Below are 1,936 nucleotides of genomic sequence, written 5' to 3'. Positions count from 1 at the left end.
GGCTGCCCCCGCCGATGACGACCGCGGCGAAGGCGTTGAACAGCAAGCCGACGCCAAGATTGGCGGTGGCGCCCGAGGTGCGGATCGCCAGCAGCCAGCCGGCAAGGCCGGCAATCGCGCCGGCAAGCACGAAGGCGATGATGAGATTACGGTTCACCCGGATGCCGGCGCGGAAGGTCGCCGTCTCGTTGCCGCCGATCATCACGAGATGCCGGCCGAATGGCGTCTTGGCCATGATCAGCGAAAAGACCACGAAACAGCCAACCGCGATCCAGGCGGTGAGCGGCAGGCCGACAAGGCGCTGGATGCCGAACCAGCGGATGGCCGGTGCAAGATCCTGCGCCGAGCGGCCGCCCGACACGACCAGCACGAGGCCGCGCACCCAGATGTAGGACGCCAGCGTGATGATGAAAGCGCTCATCTTCACCTTGACCACCAGATAGCCGTTGAAGGCGCCGATGAGGCCGCCGACTGCCAGCGCCAGCAGCAGCGAAACCGGAACCATCAGCCATTCGGGATGCAACTGCACGCCCATGCCGATGCCCGACGAGCAAAACAGGATGCCGACCGCCATGGCGCTAAGCGCTGCGACGGATTCGACCGACAGATCCATGTGGCCGGCGATGATCACCAGCGCCAGGCCGATCGACATGACGCCGAGCACGCTGGAAGCCTCGATGATGTTGGCGAAGATGCCGAGCTGAAAGTAGTTCGGGACGAAGATGGAGAAGACCACCAGCACGAACAGCAACATGAACCAGACGAGGTTGTCGAGTACGAACTCCAGGGCTTTGCGTGTGCGCGGGTTCATGGGCTGATCCGGTTGGCGCATGCCCCGCGAAATCAATTCGATTTCGTCGGGTTCGGGCGCGGATTCAAATTCGCCACGGCGTCTTTTGGACGCGGCGTTGTGAAAGGGTAGGCTCCGGGCCGTTACGGCCCGGAGCGCTTTCAATGACTATTCGACCGGCTTGACGGTGTCCGTCGGCGGCTTCTGGTTGCCCCAGAAGGCCGGGTTGTCGACGTTCTCCTTGGTGATGGCGGCACCGGGGATCTTGATGTTCGGACCCCAGGCTTCCTTGGTCACGGTCGATTTCAAGCCGAGCACGTCGTGTTCACCGGGCTTGATCTCTTGCTTCTTGACGATCCTGTCCATGAACATCGCGACAGCCGCGGCCTGCGCGTAGAGCGGCTGCTCGATTTCGGCGTTGAGCCAGCCCTTGCGGATCAGGTCGAGGCCGACCGGAGCGCCGTTCGAGCTCATCAGCATGACGTCGCCCGGCTTTTTGCCGGCCGCCTCGAGCGAGGCGACGGCAGCGACCGAAAGGTGCGCGGCATGGCTGAAGATCAGGTCGATGTCCGGGTTCGCCAGCATCTGGTCGGCAACGATTGTGCCGGCATTGCTGGCTTCCCACTGCATGGCCGGAAGCGAGATGATCTTGACGTCGGGAAACGCCTTCATCTTCTCCTCGAAGCCCTTCTGGATGTCGAGCGTGTAGGGATCGCCGGGATCGCCGAGGACTTGCAGCACCTTGCCCTTCACCGAACCGTGCTTTGCCTTCAGCAGCTTCTCGGCCTGGTCGGCGGCGACGTAGCCGATCTCGACCGTTCCGGCGACAGAGGTGAAGTCGGATGGCGTCGAGGTGATCTGGCGGTCGAACTCGACCACCGGGATGCCGGCGGCCCGGGCCGCCTCGATCGACGGTTTCAGGGCATTGAAGTCGACTGCCGCCAGGATGATGGCCGCCGGCTTCAGCGCGATGACGTCGTTCATCTGCGATTGCTGGGCGTCGGTCTTGTTGTCGGCGTTCAGCGTCTTCATCTCGTAGCCGGTCTGCTTCAGGAACAGTTCCAGCGCGCTCACCGAGCCGGTCTGGAACTCGTCCAGCAGGGTCGGCACCATATAGTAGACGATACCCTTGGACTGGGCGAATGC

General features: G+C 63.2%; 2 protein-coding genes. Both read right to left on the bottom strand.

Annotated features, from left to right (window positions below; genetic code table 11):
• On the bottom strand, positions 1 to 811 hold an 811-nt coding region (locus tag EN750_RS32030; RefSeq protein ID WP_145968114.1), incomplete at its 3' end, for an ABC transporter permease.
• 147 nt (positions 812 to 958) lie between these two features.
• Positions 959 to 1,936, bottom strand: a 978-nt coding sequence (locus tag EN750_RS32025) for a sugar ABC transporter substrate-binding protein (RefSeq protein WP_145968113.1), incomplete at its 5' end; no start/stop codon positions are given.

Origin of the sequence: Mesorhizobium sp. M7A.F.Ca.ET.027.03.2.1 (genome assembly GCF_003999175.1) — a bacterium.
In the GTDB taxonomy this organism is placed as follows: domain Bacteria; phylum Pseudomonadota; class Alphaproteobacteria; order Rhizobiales; family Rhizobiaceae; genus Mesorhizobium.
Note: the sequence above shows the minus strand (reverse complement) of the source record. Positions and strands in the feature narration are given on the sequence as shown.